19 protein-coding genes are annotated in these 22,772 nt (G+C 43.0%); 14 read left to right on the top strand and 5 right to left on the bottom strand.

Features of this window, described 5'->3' with window-relative positions; all coding sequences use genetic code 11:
* Nucleotides 1-535 precede the first annotated feature (535 nt).
* Together F0249_RS06650 and yaaA are read left to right on the top strand one after the other, a co-directional pair.
* On the top strand, nucleotides 536-1,966 hold the full coding sequence (locus F0249_RS06650; protein ID WP_113799390.1) for a sodium:alanine symporter family protein: 1,431 nt from the start codon (nucleotides 536-538) through the stop codon (nucleotides 1,964-1,966).
* A 109-nt stretch (nucleotides 1,967-2,075) separates the two neighbouring features.
* Entirely contained in the window at nucleotides 2,076-2,852 is a 777-nt protein-coding gene (gene yaaA, locus F0249_RS06645; protein WP_171756192.1) for a peroxide stress protein YaaA, read from the top strand.
* A gap of 170 nt (nucleotides 2,853-3,022) precedes the next feature.
* On the opposite strand, the gene srmB is transcribed toward yaaA, so the two are convergent.
* Nucleotides 3,023-4,258, bottom strand: coding sequence for an ATP-dependent RNA helicase SrmB (gene srmB / locus F0249_RS06640; protein WP_113799637.1), 1,236 nt, complete (start codon nucleotides 4,256-4,258; stop codon nucleotides 3,023-3,025).
* Nucleotides 4,259-4,375: 117 nt separating this feature from the next.
* Nucleotides 4,376-5,095 carry a tRNA1(Val) (adenine(37)-N6)-methyltransferase gene (locus tag F0249_RS06635; RefSeq protein ID WP_171756191.1) on the bottom strand — a complete coding sequence of 240 codons (720 nt, stop codon included), beginning with the start codon at nucleotides 5,093-5,095 and terminating at the stop codon, nucleotides 4,376-4,378.
* A gap of 319 nt (nucleotides 5,096-5,414) precedes the next feature.
* Between F0249_RS06635 and brnQ the strand changes: the two genes are divergently transcribed.
* Nucleotides 5,415-6,728 (top strand): branched-chain amino acid transport system II carrier protein, encoded by a 1,314-nt coding sequence (gene brnQ, locus F0249_RS06630; protein ID WP_171756190.1) that lies wholly within the window; start codon nucleotides 5,415-5,417, stop codon nucleotides 6,726-6,728.
* A 70-nt stretch (nucleotides 6,729-6,798) separates the two neighbouring features.
* Here brnQ and fldB read toward each other — a convergent pair whose 3' ends face one another.
* Nucleotides 6,799-7,317, bottom strand: coding sequence for a flavodoxin FldB (gene fldB / locus F0249_RS06625; RefSeq protein WP_113799382.1), 519 nt, complete (start codon nucleotides 7,315-7,317; stop codon nucleotides 6,799-6,801).
* Between the two features lie 161 nt (nucleotides 7,318-7,478).
* Between fldB and xerD the strand changes: the two genes are divergently transcribed.
* The 7 genes from xerD to F0249_RS06590 all read left to right on the top strand — a co-directional run bounded on the left by xerD (nucleotide 7,479) and on the right by F0249_RS06590 (nucleotide 16,304).
* Complete coding sequence (gene xerD / locus F0249_RS06620) at nucleotides 7,479-8,414, top strand: site-specific tyrosine recombinase XerD (protein WP_171756189.1); 936 nt, start codon at nucleotides 7,479-7,481, stop codon at nucleotides 8,412-8,414.
* Nucleotides 8,415-8,440: 26 nt separating this feature from the next.
* The gene (locus tag F0249_RS06615) at nucleotides 8,441-9,235 is read left to right on the top strand and encodes a thioredoxin fold domain-containing protein (RefSeq protein WP_171756188.1); all 795 of its coding nucleotides are present in this window, start codon (nucleotides 8,441-8,443) and stop codon (nucleotides 9,233-9,235) included.
* 108 nt (nucleotides 9,236-9,343) lie between these two features.
* Nucleotides 9,344-11,083 (top strand): single-stranded-DNA-specific exonuclease RecJ, encoded by a 1,740-nt coding sequence (gene recJ, locus F0249_RS06610; protein ID WP_113799376.1) that lies wholly within the window; start codon nucleotides 9,344-9,346, stop codon nucleotides 11,081-11,083.
* A 137-nt stretch (nucleotides 11,084-11,220) separates the two neighbouring features.
* Nucleotides 11,221-12,319, top strand: a protein-coding gene (gene prfB, locus F0249_RS06605) for a peptide chain release factor 2 (protein ID WP_113799374.1) whose coding sequence is annotated in 2 segments (ribosomal slippage) — nucleotides 11,221-11,295 and nucleotides 11,297-12,319 — 1,098 coding nt in all. Because the reading frame shifts where the segments join, the coding sequence is not laid out codon by codon here.
* A gap of 30 nt (nucleotides 12,320-12,349) precedes the next feature.
* The gene (gene lysS / locus F0249_RS06600) at nucleotides 12,350-13,852 is read left to right on the top strand and encodes a lysine--tRNA ligase (RefSeq protein ID WP_017051027.1); all 1,503 of its coding nucleotides are present in this window, start codon (nucleotides 12,350-12,352) and stop codon (nucleotides 13,850-13,852) included.
* Nucleotides 13,853-14,187: 335 nt separating this feature from the next.
* A complete protein-coding gene (gene vpsR / locus F0249_RS06595; RefSeq protein ID WP_017053687.1) occupies nucleotides 14,188-15,528 on the top strand; it encodes a cyclic-di-GMP-binding transcriptional regulator VpsR in 1,341 nt (446 codons plus the stop codon).
* A 524-nt stretch (nucleotides 15,529-16,052) separates the two neighbouring features.
* Nucleotides 16,053-16,304 (top strand): hypothetical protein, encoded by a 252-nt coding sequence (locus F0249_RS06590; protein ID WP_017053685.1) that lies wholly within the window; start codon nucleotides 16,053-16,055, stop codon nucleotides 16,302-16,304.
* Nucleotides 16,305-16,349: 45 nt separating this feature from the next.
* On the opposite strand, the gene F0249_RS06585 is transcribed toward F0249_RS06590, so the two are convergent.
* A complete protein-coding gene (locus F0249_RS06585; RefSeq protein WP_171756187.1) occupies nucleotides 16,350-17,384 on the bottom strand; it encodes an NADP(H)-dependent aldo-keto reductase in 1,035 nt (344 codons plus the stop codon).
* A 194-nt stretch (nucleotides 17,385-17,578) separates the two neighbouring features.
* On the opposite strand from F0249_RS06585, the gene F0249_RS06580 reads away from it, so the two are divergent.
* Nucleotides 17,579-17,890, top strand: coding sequence for a DUF6482 family protein (locus tag F0249_RS06580; protein WP_017053683.1), 312 nt, complete (start codon nucleotides 17,579-17,581; stop codon nucleotides 17,888-17,890).
* Between the two features lie 5 nt (nucleotides 17,891-17,895).
* Here the strand turns inward: F0249_RS06580 and mutH are convergent, their stop codons facing one another.
* On the bottom strand, nucleotides 17,896-18,564 hold the full coding sequence (gene mutH / locus F0249_RS06575) for a DNA mismatch repair endonuclease MutH (protein ID WP_029203483.1): 669 nt from the start codon (nucleotides 18,562-18,564) through the stop codon (nucleotides 17,896-17,898).
* Nucleotides 18,565-19,187: 623 nt separating this feature from the next.
* Here mutH and rppH point away from each other — a divergent pair.
* From rppH to F0249_RS06560, 3 genes are read left to right on the top strand one after another with little or no spacing between them, the layout of a single operon-like run.
* Nucleotides 19,188-19,706 (top strand): RNA pyrophosphohydrolase, encoded by a 519-nt coding sequence (rppH, locus tag F0249_RS06570; protein WP_171756186.1) that lies wholly within the window; start codon nucleotides 19,188-19,190, stop codon nucleotides 19,704-19,706.
* Nucleotides 19,707-19,708: 2 nt separating this feature from the next.
* Nucleotides 19,709-21,955 (top strand): phosphoenolpyruvate--protein phosphotransferase, encoded by a 2,247-nt coding sequence (gene ptsP / locus F0249_RS06565; protein ID WP_113799366.1) that lies wholly within the window; start codon nucleotides 19,709-19,711, stop codon nucleotides 21,953-21,955.
* Between the two features lie 8 nt (nucleotides 21,956-21,963).
* Complete coding sequence (locus tag F0249_RS06560) at nucleotides 21,964-22,755, top strand: sulfite exporter TauE/SafE family protein (protein ID WP_113799364.1); 792 nt, start codon at nucleotides 21,964-21,966, stop codon at nucleotides 22,753-22,755.
* Nucleotides 22,756-22,772 lie beyond the last annotated feature (17 nt).

The raw sequence follows: 22,772 nt of genomic DNA, 5'->3' as shown, positions 1-22,772 counted from the left end.
GAGTCGATGTTCGTGATTAAATTTGTAGGCTCTAATTGTTAACTAATCGTGTTTAATTAGGCGTATTTGGCGTGGTGTGTGTTTTGTTTCTTATAGCCTAATTCAGAATGGATGTGGGATGGGTCAATATAATTTGAGAGATTTGGCTGACACCTTGGTTTGCCTACTTTTATTGCTCACATAAGGAATGCCATTCTCATAAGAGGGCGAACACCTATCTTGTGGTGTTTATGTGATTATTTGTGTCTGGAATTGAAAGTAAATGTTTCCTGTTGTGTTAACGGTAGGTGACGTATTGGTAAGAATTAACATACGTTATGCGCTCGATCTCTTATTGATTTTTCCCCAATCAAGCTGCATTATCCGCCCGTCAAAATACACTGATACGTAAAATGGATGCATGAAGCGACAATTTACATTCTAACTTGCAATAAAACGCAATATAACCAATGCCAAACACAACATTGACACATGGCATAAGCGAGTTAGAGGAGGGCTAGGAAGCAGGATCAGTGCAACTCTATGTGAGGTTCAAGTGACAGATTTAATCAATTTAATGAATGATCTCCTTTGGGGATCGATTTTAGTTTATCTTTTGGTTGGTGTAGGTATCTACTTCACTATCCGCCTTGGGTTTATTCAGTTTCGCCATTTTGGTCACATGTTCAGTGTCCTAAAAGACAGCCGTAAAGCGGACAGTGCTGGTATCTCTTCTTTTCAAGCGCTTTGTACCAGTTTAGCAGCTCGTGTTGGTACGGGTAACATGGCTGGTGTGGCTGTTGCTCTTACTGCTGGTGGCCCAGGTGCTATTTTTTGGATGTGGCTAATTGCGATGCTTGGTATGGCAACATCATTTGCCGAAAGCACATTGGCGCAGTTATACAAAACTAAAGATGACGATGGTAACTACCGTGGTGGCCCTGCGTACTACATGGAAAAAGGGTTAGGAATGCGTTGGATGGGGGTTCTATTCTCTATCTTCCTTATCATCGCTTTCGGCCTTGTTTTCAATGCAGTTCAAGCGAACTCAATTGCTGGCGCGATGAAAACGGCTTTTGGTGTTGAAGAAATTTATGTCGGTATCGGTATTGTTCTTCTTTCTGCTGTTGTAATTTTTGGTGGCATCAAGCGTATTGCACGTACTGCCGAGCTGATTGTTCCTGTGATGGCATTAGCTTACTTAGGTATTGCTCTGTTCGTGATGTTCATGAACCTTGAAAAAGTACCAGAAGTGTTGGCGCTGATTTTCAAGAGTGCGTTTGGTTTCCAAGAAGCGGCTGCGGGTGGTTTAGGCTACGCGATTGCTCAAGCTATGATCCAAGGTATTAAACGTGGTCTGTTCTCGAATGAAGCGGGTATGGGTTCTGCACCTAATGCTGCGGCGTCGGCAACACCATATCCACCACACCCAGCATCTCAAGGTTATGTTCAGATGCTAGGCGTATTTATGGACACTATTGTGATCTGTTCAGCGACGGTTGCGATTATCCTAATGTCGGGTGAATATGTTCCGCACGGCGAAATTACGGGTATTGAGCTGACTCAACGAGCATTGACGGCTCAAGTGGGTCCATGGGGCGGTATTTTTGTTGCCGTTGCAATCTTCTTCTTCGCCTTTACGTCGATCATTGCTAACTACTCATACGCTGAAACGAACTTGATCTTCTTAGAGCATAATCATAAAGCGGGCATTGGTATATTCCGTGTCGTGGTTCTTGCAATGGTGATGTTTGGTTCAATGGCGACCCTGCCAACGGTTTGGGCGCTTGCAGATGTATCAATGGGGCTGATGGCGATAGTGAACTTGGTGGCGATTATCTTGCTATCAGGGATCGTGATTAAGCTTGCGAAAGATTACAACCAGCAGTTGAAAGCAGGCAAACTACCCACTTTTAATGCAGACGATTTCCCTGAGCTAAAATCTCAGCTTGAAGATGGCATTTGGGATAACAACAAAAAAGACTAACTGTTTCGAATTACTGAAATAGTTAAATAAAAGCCATGTTGCAGTCAGTTAATGACGCAGCGTGGCTTTTTTTATACTCTAAGAAAAATATTACTATAAGGTACAAGTCATGCTAATCGTTGTTTCACCCGCTAAGACGTTGGATTATGAGTCTCCACTTGTCACTGAACGTTTTACTCAGCCTGAATTTATTGAACATTCGGCAGAGCTGATTGAAGAGTGTCGTAAGCTTACCCCTACCGATATATCAGCATTAATGAAAGTGAGTGATAAAATCGCTGGCTTGAACGTGGCGCGTTTTGAACAGTGGCGTGAAGAGTTTAGCCTTGAGAACGCCCGACAAGCTATTTTGGCTTTTAAAGGCGATGTTTATACTGGGCTCGATGCTCAAACGTTGAGTGATGGCGACTTTGACTATGCACAGTCACACTTACGTATGCTCTCGGGCCTCTATGGTTTGTTAAAGCCGTTAGATTTGATGCAGCCTTACCGCTTAGAGATGGGAACGCGGTTAGCCAACGCTCGTGGCACTAACTTGTATCAGTTCTGGGGTGATCTCATTACCGATAAGTTGAACCAAGCATTAGAAGCGCAAGGCGATAATGTGCTGATCAACTTGGCGTCGAATGAATACTTTAAAGCGGTCAAGCCAAAGAAATTGAATGGCGACGTGATTACGCCAGTATTTAAAGATTGTAAGAACGGCCAATATAAAGTGATCAGCTTTTATGCGAAGAAAGCACGAGGCTTGATGGCGCGTTACATTATTGAAAACCGTATTGAGTCGGTTGAAGAGCTTGTGAAGTTTGATGTGGCGGGTTATTACTTTGTAGAACAAGAGTCAAACGCTAAAGAGTTGGTATTTAAGCGCGAAGAGCAGAACTAATTTAGTTTTTTTGGCTAAGTTCTCAGCTCAAGCGAGCTTCGTTTCAATTTAGATGAACTCAATAAAAAGGCCGATCAATGGTTATTGATCGGCCTTTTTGTCTCTTTCAATTTAGCAACGAGGCAGACGCTTGTGTCACAAGACCGATAACCTCATCTTTTCAAATCGAACTACTTTTTCTTTTTCTTCGCGCTTTTCTTTTTAGCGACGGCTTTTTTGTCGTCTTTTTTCACTTTCTTTTTCTTACTGAAAGTCGGCTTTTTATGCGTTGGTCGCATGCCTTCAATGAAACGCTCTTTAATGCTCTCTTTGGTGTAACGAGCAACACGTTCAATCATTGGTTGGTCATGGGCTTCAAGAATCGAAATCGCATTACCTTTCTTACCAGCACGAGCGGTACGGCCAATACGGTGCAGGTAGACATCGGCAGTACGAGGCATATCGTAGTTGATAACGTGGCTTACGTCCGGAAGGTCGATACCACGCGCGGCAACATCGGTTGCCAATAATACGTTGATGCTGCCATCACGGAAACGAGACATAGCACTGTTACGACGATCTTGTGGCATTTCACCTTGGATCCAAACACATGGGATCTTGGCACTTTCTAATTGAGAACGGAGTTCAGCCAAACGATCGCGGGTTTTCAAAAATACGATAGTGCGTTCCGCTTGCTCTGTGATGATGTGTTTCAGTAGCGCAAGTTTGTGATCTGGCGTATCGGCACGGTGATACCACTGAGTGATCTTCTTACGTTCACGTAGTGATGATTGTGCATCGATTTCAGCAGGGTTTTTAAGAAGATCTTCAGTAAAGCCTTCAACGCCTTTGCCTTCTAGTGTTGCTGAGAATAGCAACGTCTGTTTACGCCAGCGACATTCAGCAGCAAGGCGGTCAACAACCGGTGCAAAGCCCATATCAAGCATGCGGTCAGCTTCATCTAAGATCAGCCATTCAATGGCACGGCAATCAAAACGCTCAGCTTCAATGTACTCCATTAAGCGGCCTGGTGTTGCAACCACGATATCTTGAGTCGTGCCAAGAATATCAGCATGCTCTTGGTACATGACGCCACCGGTAATGGTGAAGACATTTAAACTGGTGTATTTCGCCATTTCACGAGCTTGATCGGCAACCTGCATAGCAAGCTCACGAGTCGGAGTAAGAATAAGGACACGCGCAGGGCCGCCTTTCTTACGTGGGAAATCGAGTAAGTACTGCAAAGCGGGCAGAGCAAAAGAGGCAGTTTTACCTGTGCCTGTCGGGGCTGATGCTAAAACGTCTTTTCCATCTAACGCTTGTGGGATCGCTTCTGCTTGTACTTGTGTTGGGCGTTCGTAGCCCATTTCGTCGATTGCTTTTAGCAGATCTTGGTCAAGATCGAGTTCTGCAAAGGTTCTGATCACTGTTGTTTCTCCACAAGCAATAATGTTCTCCACAAGCCATTTCATTTACGGCATGGAGGATAAAAAAGAATAGTCGGGCATTATAGAAGCATTAGTGATTAGGATCACATGATATTTCTACATCTTGAGATAAAAATCTTTGGTTAACGCAATAAAGTCATCGCTATAACCGTTTGCGCCGTGAATCGTTAAACATTCCACCGACGTTTCTTCCAGTTGTTTACTTAATTCGAATAAGATCCGATGTTCAGGTTTTCGCTCTGAAGGCTTAACGGTACAAATTCGACTTAAAAACCAGCCCATCTCTTTCGCCATATCAATGAAAGCTTGGCCTTCCACTTTTGGCAGAATAAAACTCGCTTTTCCTTGTTCAGAAAGTAGTGCGTGGCTGCGTGCTAATAGATCGCGATGCGATAGGGTGTCGGTATGACGGGCAGTGGCTCGCTGGGTATGTTGTGACTGTTCGCCATTATTGAAGTAAGGCGGGTTACAGATGATGGCATCAAATGTGTGACTGAAATCTTGAGTAAGAATATCCCCAAGTAAACCCTTAATGCGCGGTGACCAAAGTGATGATTGGAAATTGTGTGTTGCCGCTTGAATTGCATGTTGATCAATATCGATAGCTTGGAGCTTGGCATTTGGAAAACGTTGAGCACACATGAGAGCGAGTAATCCTGTCCCTGTTCCTAAATCCAATATTGTTTGTGCTTGATGTGGCTCGAACCACGCACCGAGTAGAACGCCATCGGTACTAACGGGCATACCACTTTGCCCCCCATTGATTGAGAATTGTTTAAAATTGAAGCTCTTAGTTTTTAACGTGCTACTTTTCATGTTTATTCTGGCGCTTTGATTAATTTAAGTAATTACATCTAATGTTAAACAAATGTTTGGTTGAATGTTCTGGTTGTTATCGGTTTTGGGTCTTTTATGATCCAAATATAATACTGGATATTTTTTCAGAGCCAGTGATATTCACTGCTTTTGAGGTGAATATGTAAATTAATATGGTGTTTTTTTCTTGAGACTTGCGGATTGATGAGTGTTTGGTCATTATGCGGCTCTATTTTCTTGATGCTACCTCGCATTTTTGAGTGGTTCATTTCCGAAAGTAAACACAACATTTAATAAATTATAAGTATAAGGGTTATCTGTGAAACAGAGTTTAAAATTAACAGATATAATTGCATTGGGCTTCATGCTTTTTGCTTTTTTCTTGGGTGCTGGCAACATTATCTTTCCACCTCTAGCGGGTCAGCTAGCGGGTGAAAACCTATTGCCTGCAATGAGTGGCTTTTTATTAACAGCGGTAGGTCTTCCTTTGGTTACCATTATTGCTATTGCTGTTGCGGGTGGCACATGGGGCCATTTGACTAAAGACTTGCCAAAGCAAGCTGCGACTATCATGGCGGTTCTGATCTTTATCATTATCGGCCCTGCATTTGCAGCACCTCGTACCGGTCTTGTTGCCTACGAGATGGCAGTTAAACCATTCATTATCGATGCCGCTCAAATTGATTTAACGATCTTCTCTATCATTTTCTTTGCTATCGCGATGGGTTTCGCTTGGACGCAGGGCAAACTGATTGATGTTATTGGTAAAGTATTAACACCTGCACTTTTTGTCGGTCTTATTATTTTAGCTGTTGCCGTATTCACAAACCCTCAAGGTGCGATGATTGCCGCTCAAGGGGATTACCTGACTCAGCCGTTGACGAAAGGTTTCCTTGAAGGCTACAACACAATGGATACGTTCGGTTCATTGATGTTTGGTATGCTAATTGTTGATGCCATGCGCAGTAAAGGCGTAACAGAGCGTGCTGCAGTAACTAAATACCTGATCAGCGCAGCGTGTATTGCGGCTGCTGGTTTAGCATTTGTTTATATCTCACTGTTCTACCTTGGCGCGACAAGTGCAGCAGTAGCAAGTGGTGTCGATAACGGCGGTGTTGTTCTTAGCCTATACGTTCAAGCTCTGTTTGGACCATCTGGCCAGATTGTTCTGTCTGTCATCGTAATGCTAGCGTGTTTAACCACAGCCATTGGCCTGATCTCAGCATGTTCTGATTACTTCAGCTCATTGACGCCACTGTCTTACAAAAAATGGGTCATCATCAATGGTGTGGCTTGTGCAATAGTGGCAAACGTGGGTCTAGCTCAGCTTATTTCACTCTCTGTACCTGTGCTGTTTGCACTGTACCCAGTGGCGATTGCATTGGTTGCACTTACCTTTATCCGTAAGAAGCTACCAAACCCGCAAATGGCGTACCGTGCTGTGATTTTAGTCTCTCTGATGTTCGCTATGATTGATGGCGCTAAAGTGGCTGGCGTTGATGTTTCTGCGCTAAATATGCTGCCTTTATTTGACATCGGTATGGGTTGGTTATTACCGACAGTGACCGCGATGGTTTGCATGTTCTTTGTAGGTAAATCTCAGCAAGAAGAGTTAGTAGAAGAAGTGGCATAACGTCATTCTGAATACTAAAAAAGGGGTTGATGTGTTAAGCATCAACCCCTTTTTTATTTGGCGTAGTTATTTATAGAGAGTCGTGGAACTCAACTAAAATTTGTTCACACCAAGATTCAATTCGTTGATCGCTTAGCTCATATTGAGAATCTTCATCTAACGCTAGACCAACGAAGTGAGAGTTGCCTTCTGTGAGAGCTTTTGATGCTTCAAATTCATAGCCTTCATTTGGCCAGTAACCAATAAACTGTGCGCCGCTACTTTTGAGTTCATCATGAAGTAGACCCATCGCATCAAGGTACCATTCACCATACCCTTCTTGATCGCCCAAACCAAAGAGAGCGACGCATTTATCTTTCAGTGGAACGCCACCAACCTCTTGCCAGATCGCGCTCCAATCTTCTTGAATTTCGCCAAAATCCCAAGTCGAGATGCCTAAGATTAAGAGATCATAATTGCCCATTTGGGAAATATCACAATCTTTGACATTAAAAATATCGACGAGATCTTCCCCGATAATTGCCCGAATTTTTTCGGCAGCCATTTCGGTGTAGCAAGTGGTTGAGCCGTAGAACAGTCCAATTTTCATAGCGCATCGTTGGTTTTGAGAAGTGATGGCGAATTCTACCCATATTTTGCGGATGATTGCAGTGAATATCCGCTCTAGTTCTCTTTTTTATAGTAATTACCGAAGCTCTGCCTTAATCTGAGGCGATAATGACAAAGGATTTACGGTAGTAAAAAATCTAGATGACTTCGAATAATAACAATGAAGATAAGCTGCAAAATCAGAGTGGTGATTTAGGGATAGTTGAACAGTTCTTAGATACCATGTGGATGGAGCGAGGTTTAGCTGAAAATACATTGGTTTCTTATCGCACGGATTTATCGAAATTAATTAAGTGGATGGGTGAGCACAATTATCGTTTAGGGTTCATCAGCTTATCGGGTTTACAAGAGTATCAAGCTTGGTTGGTTGATCAAGATTACAAACAGACATCACGAGCTCGAATGCAGTCGGCGATTCGGCGTCTTTTTCAGTACTTACATAGAGAAAAGCATCGAGCGGATGATCCAAGTGCACTGCTTGTTAGCCCTAAATTGCCTCAGCGTTTACCGAAAGATTTAAGCGAAGAGCAAGTTGATGATTTGCTGAATGCGCCCGATCCTAACGATCCGATTGAACTTCGAGACAAAGCGATGCTCGAACTCTTGTACGCGACAGGTTTACGTGTGACTGAACTTGTTAGCCTGACCATGGAAAACATCAGTTTGCGCCAAGGCGTAGTAAGAGTGATAGGTAAAGGGGGCAAAGAACGTTTGGTTCCTATGGGGGAAAATGCCGTTGATTGGATTGAAACCTTCATCGAGCAGGGGCGTCCATTGCTATTAGGAGAAAAAACGTCAGACGTGGTTTTCCCTAGCCGACGAGCAAGGCAAATGACGCGACAAACATTTTGGCATCGAATAAAGCATTATGCACTGATTGCTGAAATTGATACTGAGTTGTTATCTCCTCACGTATTGCGCCATGCATTCGCCACACATTTACTAAACTATGGTGCAGATCTAAGAGTGGTTCAGATGTTACTAGGACATAGTGACTTATCGACCACGCAAATTTATACTCATGTCGCGACAGAAAGACTAAAACAGATTCATCACGAGCACCATCCAAGGGCTTAACTCGACTATTTTTTAAGGTGATTTTCATGAGCGTATTACGCCGACTAACTCTTTTAACACTGCCATTTTTTGTTGCAGCTTGTAATGGTGCAGATGGCACAACGGCTGAAGCTTCGACGGCGAAAGTTGATTCTCAACAAGTGACAACGACAGCGTTTGATAAAGCCGAACTGACCGCGAGATTTTCTAAAATAGGTGTTCAGGTTTTGAATGTTGCACCTGCGGATATTAATGGTTTAGTGGAAGTTCAAACGAGCGGTGGCGTTATCTTTGCTTCTCCAAACGGAGACCATTTTTTAGCAGGTACTCTATACTCACTGGATGAAGAGGGTAACTATGTGGATGTGGTTGCTGAGCGACAAGCTCCACTCAATGCTGAAAAAATTGCGTCCTTTAAAGACAGTTCAATTGAATACAAATCTAAAAATGAAAAATACGTAGTAACGGTCTTTACCGATATTACTTGTGGGTACTGTGTGAAATTACACAGTCAAATGGATGGCTATAATAAGCTAGGCATCACGGTGCGCTACATGGCGTACCCTCGTCAAGGCCCAACAGGTCAAGTAGCGACGCAAATGGCGGGCGTTTGGTGTGCTGCGGATCCACAATCTGCGATGCACGATGCAAAAGTAAACCGTAAGTTTGGCACGGGCGTGAATGATTTAGCTCAATGCCAACAGACGATTTCAGCGCACTACAATTTAGGTCGTGAGTTGGGTATCAGTGGTACTCCCGCTATTTTCTTGCCAAATGGCGAATTGGTTGGCGGCTACCTTCCTCCTGCAAAATTATTACAACGCTTAGAACAGATTAAATAACACCGGCTTTAAACGCTTTCATAATGAGGCTTGGTGAATACCAGGCCTCGATTGTCTTAAAGGCAAATTTCTTATTTTAGATTTACTCGTCGAGAGAGAACCACATTCATGATTGAAATCCAACGTCGTCCAGATGCTGATGTCACTTTGCTTCCCGGATCTATGCCGGATCTGTTGAAGCGAATTTACATCAACCGTGGCATTACTCATTTAGATCAGCTTCAAACGGCGGCAAAAGGACTTCACTCTTTTCAGAAGTTAGGTGGCATTAATAAAGCAGTTGAGCTTTTGTTTGAGGCCATTAGCACTCAAAAACGCATTATTATTGTGGGTGATTTTGATGCCGATGGGGCAACCAGTTCCGCTCTGTCTGTTCTCGCTTTAAGAATGTTAGGCAGTAATAACGTTGACTATTTGGTTCCAAACCGTTTTGAAGATGGTTATGGATTAAGTCCTGAAGTGGTCGATCAAGCCATTGAGCTTGGTGCGCAAATGATCATGACGGTAGATAACGGTGTCTCTTCAATTGACGGGGTGCGTTATGCCAAAGAGCAGGGGTTAACGGTTCTGGTCACGGATCACCATTTACCTGGACATGAACTACCTGCGGTTGATGCAATGGTGAACCCAAATCTTGAGAGCTGTGAGTTTCCATCAAAAGCACTTGCAGGGGTAGGTGTCGCGTTTTATTTGATGATGGCTCTGTGTGTCCACATGCGAAAACTAGGTTGGTTTACACAGCAAGGCATGCCAGAACCAAAACTAATGGAGTTGATTGACTTGGTGGCGCTAGGGACTGTCGCCGATGTGGTTCCATTGGATGAGAATAATCGAATTTTAGTTCATCAAGGCTTGCAACGCATTCGTGCAGGTAAAGCTCGCCCTGGTATTCAAGCATTAATTGAAATCGCTAAGCGTGACGCAAAAAGATTAGTTGCCTCTGATTTCGGCTTCGCATTAGGGCCTAGAATTAACGCCGCAGGCCGATTAGATGACATGTCTTTTGGGGTTGAGCTCTTAATGAGTAATAACATCCATGCCGCTCGTCGAATGGCCAGTGAGTTAGATGGTCTTAACCAGACGCGCAAAGAGATCGAAGAGGGCATGAAGCAAGAAGCAATGGCTTTTTGTGAGCGACTTCAGTTTGGTGAAGGGGTTGAACTACCTTATGGTCTTGCTCTATTTCAACGTGATTGGCATCAAGGCGTTATAGGTATTTTAGCGTCACGAGTGAAAGACAAATTTCATCGCCCTGTTATCGCTTTTGCTGACGGCGGAGAAGGGATGATTAAAGGTTCATGCCGTTCGATTCAAGGTCTTCATATGCGCGACGCACTTGATCGAATCGATACGCAAAATCCCGGCTTGATTTTAAAGTTTGGTGGTCATGCGATGGCGGCTGGCTTAACCATTATGGAAAAAGATTTTGAGCGATTTAGCCAACTGTTTGATGACTCAGTTCGTCAAGAGTTAGGTGAGTCTACCTTAAAAGGGGTGATCTTATCCGATGGAGAATTAAAGCCAGAAGAGTTTTCCATGCACACCGCTCAAACCATTCGTTCTGGCGGCCCTTGGGGGCAAGCGTTCCCTGATCCCATTTTTGATGGTGAGTTTAAAGTGTTGCACCAAAAGCTGGTGGGGGAAAAGCATTTGAAATTGATGTTAGAGCCGTTATACAAAGGGCTGCCAACTAACGTCATGATTGACGGTATCGCTTTTAATGTCGATTTACGCCGTTGGCCTGATGCATCCGCAAAAACGGTTCGACTTGCATATAAACTTGATATTAACGAGTTCCGCGGTAATCAATCTCTTCAATTGTTAGTGGATCACCTCGAAGCGAAATAGGAATAGAGTAAAAAGTGGATTTATGCATAATTTTTCACTTTTTATTTCAAGCCCTTTAGCACAAAAAATTCTGTATCTTCGTCACATTTTTGAGTAGAATTCCTCGGTTAATTTCTACTCATAAATGATGAGAAAACATGTTTGAAATCAATCCAATTAAAAACCGTCTACAGGATGTGTCTGAACGCACAAATATCCTGAGGGGGTACCTTTGACTATGACGCTAGAAAAGAGCGTCTAGAAGAGGTAAATGCAGAGCTAGAACAACCGGATGTATGGAACGAACCTGAGCGCGCACAAGCGTTAGGTAAAGAACGTGCAGCACTTGAAGCGGTTGTTGAAACTATCGATCAATTAGATTTAGGCGTTGAAGACGTTGAAGGTCTACTTGAACTTGCTGTTGAAGAAGAAGATCAAGAAACGTTTGATGAAATTGAGCCAGAGCTTGCTGAACTAGAAGCGAAACTGGAAAAACTCGAATTTCGCCGTATGTTCTCTGGAGATCATGACGCTTCTGATTGCTATATCGACTTACAATCTGGCTCTGGTGGTACAGAAGCGCAAGATTGGACTTCAATATTGCTGCGCATGTATTTGCGTTGGGCAGAGTCGAAAGGGTTCAAAGTTGAAGTGATCGAAGTTTCTGACGGTGAAGTCGCAGGGCTAAAAGGTGCAACAGTACGTATCTCTGGTGAGTACGCTTACGGTTGGTTACGTACTGAAACGGGTGTACACCGTTTGGTTCGTAAGTCACCATTTGATTCAAGTGGCCGTCGCCATACTTCATTTGCATCTGCGTTTATTTATCCTGAGATTGATGACAACATCGCTATTGATATTAATCCATCTGACTTACGTATCGATGTATATCGTGCGTCAGGCGCTGGTGGTCAGCACGTCAATACGACGGAATCTGCGGTACGTATTACCCACCTTCCGACTAACCTGGTTGTTCAGTGCCAAAACGATCGTTCTCAGCATAAGAACAAAGATCAAGCAATGAAACAGCTTCGTGCAAAACTATTTGAATACGAGCTACAAAAACAGAATGCGGAAAAACAAGCCAACGAAGATGCAAAATCTGACATTGGTTGGGGCAGCCAAATTCGTTCTTATGTACTCGACGATTCACGCATTAAAGATTTACGTACCGGCGTAGAAAACCGCAATACTCAAGCGGTTCTCGACGGAGATTTAGACAAATTTATCGAAGCCAGCCTGAAATCAGGCCTGTAAGCGAACCGACTGAAAGCAAAAGGTTAAGCAATGACTGAGCAACTACAAGACGAAAACAAATTGATTGCAGAGCGCCGTGGCAAACTGGATCATATCCGCCAAAACTGTAAAGCGAATGGCCACCCAAATGATTTCCGCCGCGAGAACCTTGCAGGTGATCTTCAAGCTGAATTCGGTGAAAAGACAAAAGAAGAGCTAGAAGAGCTGAACCACATTGTGGCAATTGCTGGTCGTGTAATGGCTAAGCGTGGTCCATTCCTAGCGATTCAAGAAACATCTGGCCGTATCCAAGCATACGCAGCAAAAGATGTTCAAAAAGTACTGAAAGAGAAGTACCAAGGCCTAGATATCGGTGACATCATCGGTGTTAAAGGTGCGCTTCACAAATCAGGTAAAGGCGATCTTTACGTAAACATGGAAGAGTTTGAATTGCTAACGAAAGCACTTCGTCCTCTGCCAGAGAAGTTCCACGGTCTTACTGACCAAGAGATGCGCTACCGTCAGCGTTACGTTGATCTGATCGTGAACGAAGATTCTCGTAACACATTCATCGTGCGTTCTAAGCTTGTGTCTTCAATCCGTAACTTCATGAGCTCAAAAGGCTACCTAGAAGTTGAAACGCCAATGATGCACGTGATCCCAGGCGGTGCAACAGCACGTCCATTCATCACCCATCACAACGCACTAGACATCGACATGTACCTACGTGTTGCACCTGAGCTTTACCTTAAGCGTCTAGTGGTTGGTGGTTTTGACCGTGTATTCGAGATCAACCGTAACTTCCGTAACGAAGGTCTTTCTCCACGTCACAACCCAGAATTCACAATGATGGAATTCTACCAAGCGTACTCTGACTACAAAGATCTAATGGATCTAACTGAAGAGATGCTAAGCACAGCAGCGATGGACGTTCTTGGTTCGACTTCTATGCCTTACGGCGACGAAACGGTTGAGTTCGGTGGCACTTACGCTCGCATGAGCATGTTCGATGCAATCAAACACTACACACCTGAAAATGCAAACATTCAAGCTCTGACTGAAGATGATCTTCAGAACAGAGAATTGATGGTTAAAATTGCAGAAGAGGTGGGTCTGTACGTTGAGAAATTCTGGACATGTGGTCAGCTTCTTGAAGAGATCTTTGGTGAAACGGCTGAGCCTCAGCTAATTCAACCAACGTTCATCACTGGCTACCCAGCGGATATTTCTCCATTGGCTCGTCGTAGCGATAGCAACCCATTCTTCACAGACCGCTTTGAATTCTTCATCGGTGGCCGTGAAGTTGCGAATGGTTTCTCTGAGCTTAACGATGCACAAGACCAAGACGAGCGTTTTAAAGCGCAAGTTAACGCTAAAGATGCAGGTGATGACGAAGCGATGTACTACGATGCAGACTACATTACTGCACTAGAGCACGGTCTACCGCCAACTGCTGGTCAAGGAATCGGTATCGACCGCCTGGCAATGCTATTTACAAACACGCACACAATCCGTGACGTGATTTTGTTCCCGGCAATGCGTCCACAAGCGTAATACTCGCTTATGGGATGTGACAGCCCATCTAATTAAAAAAAGCCACCTTCGGGTGGTTTTTTTTATACCTATTTACAAATGTTTAGTACATTTCAACCGCTCCAATTTACAGCAATAACTCACATTATGTGAACTTGGCTGTAAACATGCAGGTGAGTACATTCTGTTATGCATTCTTCTGTGAATCCAGCCTAATGATTAGGTAGAGAATCCACTATTTCCAAACTAGTCTTAGTATTGAGACGTCAAATCTAAGAAGATAGTCTCAATATATATACATCATATAGATGGCATATTTATTATAAATAATATTATAAATAATAAGGAAGAAACTAATGGGAACTCAATTCCGAATGGATTCTGTCCCTGGTTCTCTCGTCGTAGTCGGTGGGACATACGAACCTTGGTTAACCGTATTAGAACAGGTTGGTTGGCGTTGCACTCAGTGCGCAGATTTACGTAAAGCAGATGCTTTGTTTAGTGAGACTGGCCCATGTATTGGCATTGTCGATCTTAGTCACGATGAATTTAGTTTAAATGGGATGGCTAATTTAGTTAGCACTCATAAACAGGTTCGATGGATTGCATTTATCCGAGAGTCACAACTTAGCTCAGATACTATTTGCCAGTTTATCGTTAACTTTTGTATCGACTTTTTTACGGCCCCAATTCCTGATGCTCAATTGCTGAATACCATTGGTCACCAGTTGGGAATGTTAAAGTTAGAGAAAAAAGTGTGGCCAAACTATGGCTCAAAAAATGACATGGGACTGATAGGAGAATCGATCCCAATGAAGCGCCTACGCGATCAAGTGAAGCGTATCGGCCCGACCGACGTCAGTATTTTGATCTATGGCGAAAACGGCACAGGAAAAGAAACGGTAGCGAGAGCGATTCACAACACCTCATCCCGAGCAAAGAAACCATTTCTTACCATTAACTGCCGAGCACTTTCTGAAGGGCGAATGGAGAGTGAACTGTTTGGTATTGATCAAAACGATAGTGATAAGCTCTCTTTATTAGAGCAAGCGGATGGCGGCACCGTTCTTTTGAATGACATTCTTCATATGCCAAAATGCCAACAACTAAATTTGCTCCGTTTTCTTAAAGAGGGAACGATTGAGACTAAAGATGGCTTAAAAGAAGTCGATGTGCGAATTTTATCGGCCAACTCTTCAGATGTAGAAAAAGCACTGATGGAAGGGGATTTTAGTGAAGAGCTGTATCATTACATTAATGTGTTGAGGATTAATGTCCCAAGCCTTAAAGAACGAACCGGTGATATTACTATTTTGGCTAAACATTTTTTACAGGAGTACTCGAAAGAGTTTAATGCTCAAGTTAGAAGTTTTTCTGAAGAAGCGCTTAAAGAGCTGACTCGATACCATTGGTCGGGAAATGTTCGTGAGCTAATGAACCAGATCAAGCGTGTGGTGTTGATGTCGGATACCGTTATGCTTGACGAAACTCAACTTGAACTCTCAAAGCGAAATGATAGTAAGCGGAGTTTGAAAAGTATTCGTGAGCGTTCAGAACGCGATGCGCTGCGTCTTGTTTTAGAGTCTCATTCTGGGCATGTTTCCCATGCGGCCAAAGAGCTAGGGGTGTCACGAGCGACGATGTATCGCCTATTGAACAAGCATAATTTAATCACAGAAAGTGAAGGCATCGTCTAAATAACTGAATATTTTAGCTTAAGTTTCAATTTATAAAGCCGCCCAGCAAGAGGCGGCTTTTTTATATCTGGTCATTTTTAGTGTGATTTTATTATTCTTTAGGTGAATATGTTATTCCAAATGCTTAGCTTGATGATTATCTAGTTGATTGAATTGTTTTACATTATTTAATCGCAATAGGGTTGAAGAATACTCAAGATTGCTTACAATTTAACCGTGACTTGAATAGTCACGCACACTTTTGGATTAATTAGTTACTTGGAGGCGCATCATGAAATATTTCGATTTTGTTCAGTTATTCTGTGCGTCTTTTGATCATAACCCCACTACTTTGAATATGGCTCACGCCAGCACTTCAGGTAAGTGTGACGATCAAACCATAATCATTGATAACTAATTAATCCGTATCCTTAAAGGCTGCGGAAAAATGGCAGCTTAAATAGGATACAAACTTATCTACCCTTCCTATACAGCCAATTTTTACGCCATTTTTCCCAGTGTATTCAATCTACTGGAGAATTATTATGCGTCATTCACTATATCTACAACTTGCAACTGTACTTGTTCGTGCTGATCTTCGTCGTGAAGAGAGAGTTTGGAGAGCGAAAGTTCGTCGTTCCGTTCACGCTATTCCTTGGGACAATGCGTTTTTATTGCGTGATGTTGGTTTGGATATTGATGGTCGTCCACTGGGGTTATCTGAACCTGAAGCCGTGACTGCTGAGCGTCGAGTTCGTCACCTACGACGAGTCTTAAGTTCTAGAATTACAACGTAATCGATAGGGGCTAAGCAATGAGTTTCGTTTAGCCCCGAAACCTTCCTACGGACAAGGGTTGGAGTAAGTGGTTCCAACCTCTTGTAGCTCTTGAAGCAACTCCGTACTTAACGTTATATCTAAACTGTCTATATTACTTTTTAGCTGCTCTAAATTCGTCGCACCAATGATATTCGAAGCGACAAAAGGGCGTTGATTGACAAAGGCCAATGCCATTTGCGCCGGATCTAATCCATGCTTATTGGCGATATCAACATAGGCTTGAGTCGCCTTTATTCCCTGTGGGGTAAAGTAGCGAACAAAGCGTTCAAATAGGCTACAACGAGCATCAACTGGACGAGCGCCGTTCAGATATTTTCCACTTAAACAGCCGAATGCCAGTGGAGAGTAGGCAAGTAGCTTGACCTCTTCGTGATGACTGATTTCAGAAAGGCCAACTTCAAAGCTTCGATTTAAAAGGTTGTACGGATTCTGAATTGAGACAATTCTTGGTAGATTATGCTTTTCTGCCAATTTAAGTAAAGACATGACACCCCATGGTGTTTCATTGGAAACGCCGATGTACCGAACCTTGCCGGCTTGTACAAGGTCGTTGAGTGCTTCGAGTGTTTCGATCAGCGTGACTTCTTCTTGCTGGTCAGAATATTGGTAATTTAGCTGACCGAAGCAGTTGGTTTCTCTTTGAGGCCAATGTAATTGGTAGAGGTCAACATAATCGGTTTGAAGTCGTTTCAAACTGTCATCAATTGCCGTGTGAATATGACGACGGTTTAAGCTCATATTGTCGCGAATGTAGGGCACATTACGCGGTCCTGCTACTTTCGTTGCTAATACGATTTTTTCTCGTTTACCACTGCTTTTCAACCAGTTGCCAATGTAAGTTTCAGTAAAGCCTTGAGTCTCTTTCTTTGGAGGAACAGGGTACATTTCCGCAGTATCAATAAAATTAACACCACGCTCTAATGCATAATCAATTTGGTTGAATGCTTGCTGTTGAGAATTTTGCTCACCAAATGTCATTGTGCCCAAGCAAATTTTACTAATTTCTAAACTAGAGTGGGGCAGTTGAGTATATTGCATATGACGTCCTTGCCAGTTGGTTTGTCGAACATTGGTGCTGAAATGGAGCGAGTGCAGACACTAAAATATTCGTTTTAATGAGAATGATGAAATCTCAATATACTGCATTGGAATTGAATATTGGTGATTGAACTGAGAACTTTAGCATTCTTGTGAGCTTCAACTAGACTTTAATATCTAAGTGGAGGTGAGCTATGCAGGAACATCAATTGGATTTATGGATACATGGACGTCATAAAGATACATATAAGCCACCAAAGGTTTATGTCATTGGTTGTGCGGACATTTCACAGTACTTATTGGCAGTAGAGTACAAACACAAACTTGAGCCAATCAAGAAAGATAATGAGCTAATGCACTTTAAATCTCTTGAATTAGTAAAAGAGGAGTTGACTCGTTTGGGGGTAGAAAAAGCCTACTTACGCTTACATAATGCTTATGATGAATGTGGCTGCGATGATGGCGCACTCTACTGCGATATAGAACTGTCTTTAAATACGCACTAATGGATCTAATTAATAAAGTATTGTTCCAGTATTTGGGAAGTAAACTCTTTACGAAGATAAAATCCTCTCGGTAATGTCTTTATCAATTTACCACTGGCTCCATAAGCTTCGGTGAGCGCTTTGCTGTTTGCAGCTTTGGGCCTCAGTTGCAATACTTCGCCATGCCTAGCGGTGATTTGCTCTACATTTCCTAATACAATCAGCTCCATTAACTCTTCCCAGTCTGTTTTTAGTTGGCGCTCTTCTTCTTGAGAAGGTGACCAGATCAAAGGTGAGCCGACATGCCTTTGGTTTAGTGGGATTTCTCGTTCACCTTCCACCGGGATCCAAAGCACGCGAGAAAGCTTATTTCGAACATGACTGTTTTCCCAACGAAGCCCATGAACACCAATAAGGGGCGCGACGCAAACAAAGGTCGTTTCTAAAGGTTTTCCGGAGTAGCTTATTGGGATGCTTTTTAGTTCAATTCCAAGATCAACGAAATCTTGCTGGGGTTTACTGCCCGCTAACGCTCCTAAATGCCACTCTAGCAACTGCCCAACCCAACCTTTGTCACGCTTCAGATCGGGTGGAACGGTCATCTCTGCTTCATCAGCAAGTTCTTGAAAGCTAATCCCAGCAATGGCTTGCGCTCGTTGAAGAAGCTCAGATTCAGATTGTGGTTCAGGTTTCATATTATCGGTATCAAGTAAAAAAATAATTATATCAAATTCATTACCTGAGAGAGAAGCAATCTGAGCGCGGTATAAATGATCATGCTGGGTAAAATACGATCAATTCATAGGTTATCCACAGGACGATATTAAAAAGTTATTTTGGGCTTTTTTCTGGATCAATAAACAGGGGTTGTAAGGCATAATTTTACTTGATAAAAAACACCGTAACTGGTTTGTCGCTTTTACTGTGTGGATAAAGTTCAACTTGGTTGATCTTTAATCAATTTTAAAAATGAAAAGATCAATGCATTATCTTTTGAATGTTACCTTACTTGTAAGACTACAAGTTATTGTTAATTAATGACTAAATTTAAATTTACTTAAAACCTATTATTTTACAATGCTCAAACAGTAAACGTGTTTTTCAGTTTGAATCTAATTCTGCACATACTTATTCACAGAAAAGGTGAATAAATGTGGGCTATGTCTCACTCCTGTGTTGATAACTTAAATTTGTTTAAAAGTTATCCAATTTTCAATGGATCGCAATAAATATCGGTTTAATCACATCAGTAAGTTTGCTCCTATTGGGGATATGTGGAAAAATCAGAGTAATTAGAAATTTAACTAGAGGTTGGCCAGTGATAGATGGCGATGGTTACCGCTTAAATGTCGGGATTGTAATATGTAACAACCATGGTCAGGTCTTCTGGGCTAAACGATACGGACAACACTCGTGGCAATTCCCTCAAGGTGGAATTGACGATGGAGAAACTCCGGAACAAGCAATGTACCGTGAGTTATACGAAGAGGTTGGTCTTACTCAAAAGGATGTAAAAATTGTAGCAACAAGCCGTCATTGGTTACGTTATAAACTGCCAAAACGTCTTGTCCGCTGGGATTCTAAACCTGTCTGTATTGGACAAAAACAGAAATGGTTTCTTCTACGATTAGATTGTGATGAATCACATATTGATATGAATCGTGGAAGCACCCCTGAATTTGATGGTTGGCGCTGGGTCAGTTATTGGTACCCAGTTAGGCAAGTTGTCTCTTTTAAGCGTGATGTTTACCGTCGTGCGATGAAAGAGTTTGTGTCTTTAGCTATGCCTTTTAAAGAGCGAAAGATTAAGGCAAAGCGAAAACAGCGTAGAGGATAAACATGCTCACTCAGCTAAGGGACATAGTTGAACACGTATCGAGAGTCGAAGATGTCTATGTGGCATTGGAGCTTTTGGTAAAGGAGACATGCAGTGCTATGCAGTCTGAGTGTTGTACCGTTTATCTTGCAAATGATGAAATGCAGCGTCTTGAGTTGATGGCAACTCAAGGGCTGACTTTTAAAGGCAATAAAATTCATATCGGTTACGATGAAGGTTTGGTTGGCTTAGTTAAGCGTTGTGCTGAACCTCTTAACCTTACTGATGTTGCTTCCCATCCTAATTTCAAATTTTTCCCTGAGCTTGGGGAAGATATTTATCACTCCTTTCTTGGTACACCCATCATATACCGTAAGCAAGTACTTGGGGTTTTGGTTGTACAACAAAAACAGCCGCGTCTTTTTAGTGAGATGGAAGAGTCTTTTTTAGTCACTCTTTCTGCTCAAGTTGCGGTGATCATTGCACATGCTCAAACTCAAGGTCACTGGTTACTGAGTCATAAACAGCAAGCGACCCAAGGTATTGGCGCGTCATCAGGTGTCGCGATTGGCCGTTTTTGGTGGGATAACACTCAGCCTGAGCTGGCCGACGTTTACCCTGCCTCGACACTGGATATTGCACGCGAACAAGAGTGGTTGCTACTCGCGATTGAGAGTGCATTAACGGATTTTCGTCGCCTGCGTAAAAAGTTAGACAGTGAAATAAACAAAGATGCGCTAGCCATTTTTGATCTTTTCACGCACTTACTGAACGATCCTATGCTGCGGACAGATCTTAAAGCTCAAATCCAGAAAGGTGACAGAGCGGATTGGGCATTGAGGCAGGTTGTGGAGACTTATTCTAACCGCTTTGCTCGTATGTCTGATGTCTATCTTCGGGAGCGTGCACAAGATGTTCGCGAACTAGGGCAGCGACTACTCTATTTCCTCCACAGTCGAGAGCAAGAACAGCAGAAGCTTGATGAGCCAGTCATATTGGTTGTCCGAGAGTTAACGGCATCCATTTTAGCGTCCATCCCCAAAGATAAATTACTCGCGGTTGTTTCTATTGAAGGGGCGGCGAATTCTCATGCGGCCATATTATCTAGAGCGCTTGGGATCCCTGCCGTTATGGGGGTTAATCTTAATCCTAAAGCGATTAATCATAAGCAGGGGATTGTTGATGGCTATAGTGGCGAGATTTTCATTGAGCCGAATAGGCAGCTATTAGCAGAATACCAAGAGTTAGTTCACGAAGAGAGTGAGCTTTCAACCATGGTTGAGGCGGAGCTTTTTCACGATGCTCACACCTCAGATGGTGAATCGGTAGAGATACTTCTCAATGCGGGTTTAAGTGCTGATAGTAACATCGCGATCAATAAAGGGGTCGATGGTGTTGGGCTTTATCGAACGGAAATTTCATTTTTACTTCAGCACCGATTCCCCTCAGAAGAAGAACAAATTCAGCAGTATCGCTCGGTTTTAAATGCCTACCCTGACAAGCGAGTTGTGATGCGTACACTGGATGTTGGCGGTGATAAAGCCCTTCCTTATTTACCGATCGAAGAGGACAACCCATTCTTAGGCTGGCGTGGAATTCGTTTTACCTTAGATCACCCCGATATTTTTGTTATTCAACTGCGAGCGATGTTACGCGCGAGCACTCAGCATCATAACCTGAGCATTTTATTGCCGATGATTTCGAGTACTCAAGAGCTGGATGATGCATTACAGTTGATTGAACAAGCATTTAATGAGGTCAACCTGCAAGATGCTTCTATCCGAAAACCCCTGATTGGGATCATGATTGAAGTCCCTTCAATGCTTTATTTGTTGCCTTTGATTGCTGATAAAGTGGATTTTGTGTCGGTGGGTACCAATGACTTAACACAATATTTATTGGCGGTTGATCGAAACAATTCACGGGTTTCTGATGTCTATGAATCCATGCATCCTGCTGTCATCATGGCACTTAAGCATATTTATGATACATGTGAGCGTCATTCGTTGCCTGTATGTATTTGTGGTGAGTTAGCGGGTGATCCTATGGGCTCATTGCTACTGCTTGGGCTTGGTTATCGAACCTTGAGTATGAATACCTCTAATGTGGCTCGAATTAAATATTTGTTGCGTCATTCTGATGCTCAAGAACTTAAGGTACTTGCTGACACAGCCTTGATGCAGCCGTATGGTGAATCGATTTATACTATGATGCTGGAATATTTTGAACGTAAAGGTTTTGCTGGCTTCATCCGAGCGGGTAAAAAATAGGAACCACTTTGAATTACGAATTATTAAGCTTGCTGCTTGCGCTAGGTGCAGTGGTAGGTGTGATGGCTGGCTTGCTTGGTATTGGGGGAGGCCTAATCGTCGTTCCCGCGCTGCTCTTTCTCTTACCTATGGCGAATATTCAGCCTGATATCATTATGCAAATTGCATTAGCAACGTCGTTGGCCAGTATCATTGTTACATCTGGATCTTCAGCGTTAAACCACCTTAGGCTCGGCAATGTCGATATGTTTGTTGTTAAATGGTTGATGCCTGGCGTGATTGTCGGTGGGTTTGTCGGTTCGAATATTGCCGAATTGATCCCCGCCCAATATTTGCCAAAAGTCTTTGGGGTGATTGTGCTTCTGTTATCAATCCAAATGTTATTGTCGATTAAAACGACGATTCAACGAGCCATGCCGAGTTCAATCACCACTATGTGCTGTGGAGCAGGCATTGGTGTCGTGTCATCGTTGGCGGGAATTGGTGGTGGCTCGCTGTCTGTTCCGTTTCTAAATCGTCATGGCGTTGAGATGCGTAAAGCGGTAGGCTCCTCATCTGTGTGTGGTTGTGTGATTGCCATTTCTGGCATGCTTGGTTTTATCTTGCATGGTTCAGCAGTTGAAAGTTTACCCGCGTATAGCGTGGGTTATGTGTATCTTCCCGCATTAATCGCGATCACTTCTACCTCTATGTTAACCACTAGAGTCGGTGCAAATTTAGCCACTCGACTGCCAACTCCTGTGTTGAAAAAGATTTTTGCTGTATTTTTAATTTTTATCGCTGGCACAATGCTGCTGTAGACTCACTTTAAAAAGAG

This window comes from Vibrio sp. 03-59-1 (genome assembly GCF_013114135.1).
Taxonomy (GTDB): Bacteria; Pseudomonadota; Gammaproteobacteria; order Enterobacterales; family Vibrionaceae; genus Vibrio; species Vibrio cortegadensis.
This window is presented reverse-complemented; position numbering and strand designations above follow the sequence as displayed.